Annotated in this window: 3 protein-coding genes and 1 pseudogene; 3 read left to right on the top strand and 1 reads right to left on the bottom strand. The window is 68.9% G+C overall.

Going from position 1 to position 4,186, the window contains the following annotated elements; translation table 11 throughout:
* The 3 genes and pseudogenes from QR77_RS47705 to QR77_RS03130 all read left to right on the top strand — a co-directional run.
* A pseudogene (locus QR77_RS47705) lies at positions 1-1,720 on the top strand (YwqJ-related putative deaminase); the annotation flags it as partial.
* Complete coding sequence (locus tag QR77_RS03135) at positions 1,720-2,091, top strand: hypothetical protein (RefSeq protein WP_040019539.1); 372 nt, start codon at positions 1,720-1,722, stop codon at positions 2,089-2,091. The pseudogene QR77_RS47705 and the gene QR77_RS03135, both read left to right, overlap by 1 nt.
* 12 nt (positions 2,092-2,103) lie before the next feature.
* Positions 2,104-2,733, top strand: a complete 630-nt coding sequence (locus QR77_RS03130) for a hypothetical protein (RefSeq protein WP_040019537.1) — start codon at positions 2,104-2,106, stop codon at positions 2,731-2,733.
* A 26-nt stretch (positions 2,734-2,759) separates the two neighbouring features.
* Here QR77_RS03130 and QR77_RS03125 read toward each other — a convergent pair.
* A partial coding sequence (locus QR77_RS03125) for a carotenoid oxygenase family protein (RefSeq protein WP_063798150.1) occupies positions 2,760-4,186 on the bottom strand: 1,427 nt, incomplete at its 5' end.

Here is a 4,186-nt window from a genome sequence, read left to right as displayed (position 1 = left end):
TGCGGGCGGAGCTGCGGCGGGCGCGGGCAAGGCGGGCGCCATCGCGAAGGCACTGTCGGTCGCGGGCAAGGCCGGCAAGATCATCGACCCGATGACCTACATCGCCAAGGGCGCGGGGGCGGGTCTCTCGAAGATCGGTGACATCAGCAAGGGCCTGCGCGGCATCGGCAACATCGACATCCCCACACTCCCGGCTGATGCGATCAAGATCCCGGACGGCTCGTTCAAACTCCCCGACGGCACCCTGCACCTGCCGGACGGCGCGCCGATCCCCGAGGGCGCGCTGAAGCTCCCGGACGGCACAGTCAAGATCCCCGACGGCGTCCCGGCCCTTCCCGAGAGCGCCACGAAGCTGCCGACCGAGCCCGGCGCGCCGGCCCGGTACTTCGACGGCGAGGGCAACTACCTCGACGAGCAGGGCAACATCCTGGACAGCGCCGACAACGCGCCCAGGGAACCAACCCCGAACACCGATCCGGCCTCCGGCGCCGACCAGCCCCACATCGACTCACCTGTCAGGGAACCGGTCCTGGTCGGAGCGGGCGCCCACGTCGCGGACAACGCGGGCCATGTCGTCCACCTCGGCGACAGCCTGGGCGACGTCGGCCGCGTAGGCGACGACCTGCCCACCGGCCAGGTGGGCGACAACCTCCCCGGCCATGTCGGCGACAACCTCCCTGGCGGCCATGCGGGCGACAACCTGCCGGGCGGCCACGCGGACGACCTCGCCCACGGCCCGTCCGCCAGCCACGAGCCCCCCACCGGCGGCCACAACGACGGCGGCAGCGGCGGCGGCCACGACGGCTCAGGTGGCGGACACGACGGTGGCGGCGGTAGCCACGACGGTCCCGGAGGCGGCCATGACAGCGGTGGCGGTCACGACGGTGGCGGAGGCGGCCATGACAGCGGTGGCGGTCACGACGGTGGCGGTCACGACGGTCAGGGAAACCACGATTCCAGCCCGGGCGGCCATGACACCGATGGCACGTCTCACGATCACAACGACAGCGGCGCGCACCACGGTGACCGGGACATTCGCGAGCCAGGGGGATCGGTCGCGGACGACATCGCACGGCGCGACGCGGAACCGATCCAGATCGGTGACCATCCCCTCCCGCTCCCCGGTCCTGGCGAGAAGTTCCTCGGCCAGGTCCCGGAGAGGCTGCTGCGCCGGGATGGGAATGATCTGATCACGCATGTCGACGGTCGCAGTGTCGATCACTTCCTCAAGGACCTCTCCTTCCAGCGTGGTGCCGCGTACAAGGAGGCCAAGGAATTGGGTCTCTTCCCCAGAAAGCAGGTCGGAGCCTGTGTCGGTTCGGTCATGGACCTGAAGACGGGGATGATCTTCGAGGGAATCAATGGGAAGTTCGACAACATCATTCCCGCTGATCGTCTTCACCCGACCATTGCCGCGAGGTACGAGGCGCTCATGGAATCCGGGCCGCCTGCTCCGGACCATCCGCTGGGACACGCCGAAGTCAAGGCTGCCAACGAACTGCTGTGGGAGCGGAAGAAGCTGGGGCTTCCGGACGGGGAGTCGGCGCTCGCCGAACTCCGCGCGTCGGTCGAGTTCCCCTATCTGTCGCACATGAAGACCGAGCTCCCCGGACGCCCTGCGGCCTTCTGCGCGAACTGCAACCATATGCTGGATGGCGTGGACAGCCTGCACGGCAGGTTCACCGGCAATCCGCCGACCGACGACAATTGGATCCCCTGATGGCCGAGGTAACACGGATCGATATCGACGACCCCGAGGTCGACATGGACCAGGCGCAGCGGCTGCTTTACCGGGGAGAGTTGTTCACCGGTGAGGTCGAGGAGCGTCTGGGGGGAGCGGTCGTCAGCCTGGATTCCTACGCGGCAGGGGTCCAGAACGGCCCGAGCCGCGAGTGGTACAAGGACGGAACGCTCCGCTCCGAGGCGACAGCCCGTGCGGGCCGTCCTGTCGGTGTGTCGAGAGAGTGGCATGAGAACGGCACACTCGCCTCGGAGCGCGTATTCGCCGACGACGGGTTGACCATGCTGGAGGACCGCCGCTGGGACGAGAGCGGCCAGCCCACGAAGGATTGGCGCAAGAGCGAGAAATAGGTTTGTCGTTTGATGCGTGCCCCTGAGGAATGTGCCTCCTGGGAGTGGGAACTCGATGACTTCGCGGCTCCCGGTCTCGAATCCGCGCTGATGACGGCCGCACGGATGTCCGCTCTGCTTCGGGAGCACGGTCTGCTGGAGCCCAGCAGCCTTGAGTGGCACTGGATGGTTCACGGTGTCGGCGGGGTCGGCGTGATCACCCGTCTTCCGGTGACGGGTCGTCTCGATGAGGCGGACCTCGCGCGGCGGATCGGAGAGAGCCGCCCGCTGGGCTTTCCGGGTGCCGAGGTCGGTGTCATCACCGTTTCGGGCACCGGGACATGGCTCGACGCGCAGGGCGGGGGACACCGCGAGCGCGACCTCGTCGTGCTCACGGTGTCCCCCGATACGCGCCATCTGTGGGCGGAAGTCGCGGTGTTCCACGATGTGTGGGGCTACTTCGACTTCGCCGGCGCCCCTCATCCGGACGTCCAGGAACGCAACGCTCCTCGTCTGGCAGCGGCGCTGCGAGCCCTTGACTCGCTCCTCGGTGCGGTGGCCGGGCAGGGCGACCCGACCTATTTCGGACGGGCCGAGGGCTACGGTGTCGAGACGCCCGACGCGATCGACGGCCGCGGCCCTGATCTCACCGATCTGCTCTGAGCCGGGGCCCGTAAGTTCGGGGTCCGTCAGCTCGGGACCCAACTGCCGTGGAAGCCCAGCGGTACCCGGCCCGGCAGGTGGATGCGGGCCAGTGGTTCGGCCGTGAAGTCCTGGGCCGAGAGGATCACCAGGTCGGCGGCGCCGCGTTCCGGGTCGTGGGCGTAAGCCAGTGTGTAGCCGTCGTCCTCCGCGCTGTGCTTCTCCGACGGTACGAACACCGCCTCGCCGACCGCCGCGTCCTTCGGGAAGCGGTGCACCTGGGTGCTGTCGCGCAGCAGGTCGTGCTTGACGAGGACGTTGGTGAACGAGCGGTCCGGCGGTACGCCGTCGGCCGTCAGGTACGCCTGCCACATCGCGGCCGCCCCCGCCGTGTACGCGTACCGGTGCCGCCGCGACACCAACGACTCGTTCACACGCGGGAATTCCTGCGGCCGGTCGTCGATGACCCGCGTCTTCACCTGTCCCCGCGCCAGGTTCACCGTCCAGCGCTCCAGGCTGGGGGTGCCGAGTGCGGTGGGGCCGTCGCTGCCCCGGCCCGCCGCGTAGAAGGGCGCGGGCATGGTGACGAGATCGACGACCACGGAGTTGCCTTCGTCGTACGCGTTCAGTGTGTGCGAGTAGTAGGTGGGATCCATCTCGAACCAGCGGATCGCCGACGCGTTCGGGGCGTTCCTCGGCAGCACGCCGACCCTCGCCGGGTGCTTGTCGTTCCAGATGTACGGGACCGCGTCCCCTCGTTCGGCCGCCGCCAGGTCGAAGGTCACCGGCACGTCGAAGATCACCACGTGCTTCTCGGTCAGTGCGAAGTCATGCATCATCGGGCTGTCGGCCACCGGGATCCTCGTGGTCCGCGCCACCCGTCCCGTGTGGTCCACGACAAGATGCCGTACGTGGTCCCACGTCGGGTAGTACGTGATCGCGTGCAGCTCGTCGGCCCTCGCGTCGAACTTGGTGTGGGCGGTGAACGCGCCCTCCAGCGAGCCGCGGAAGTCGTACGGCCGCAGGGTGTTCAGGTCGCCGTCGAGTTCGTACGGCGCCGGGCCGCTCTCCTGCATCGCCAGGATCCGCCCCTTGTACGGGATCACATGGGTGTTGCACGCGAAGTCGTCCTCCGGGACGGGACTGGGCCCGGGGTAGCGCTCGCCCAGCTTCGCCGAGACGCCGGCGGACCTGACCCACCGGTTGCGGTACCACTCGGCGCGCCCGCCGCGCAGGCGCACACCGTGCACCATCCCCTCGCCGAGCATCCAGTGGTGTGCCCGGGGGTCCTCCAGGCCGAGGACGTTGGGCCCCGTACGCAGGTAACGGCCGTCAAGATCACGGGGGATACGTCCGGTGACCGGCAGGTCGAAGGCGGTCAGCTCCTCGGTGACGGGCTCGAACGCCCCTTCAAGGAAGGGGAATCGGTCCGGCCCGGCGGCGGCTGCCGCTCCCCGGCCGGCGGTGGGAGCCG

Origin of the sequence: Streptomyces sp. 150FB, from assembly GCF_000818195.1 — a bacterium.
Lineage (GTDB): Bacteria > Actinomycetota > Actinomycetes > Streptomycetales > Streptomycetaceae > Streptomyces.
This window is presented reverse-complemented; position numbering and strand designations above follow the sequence as displayed.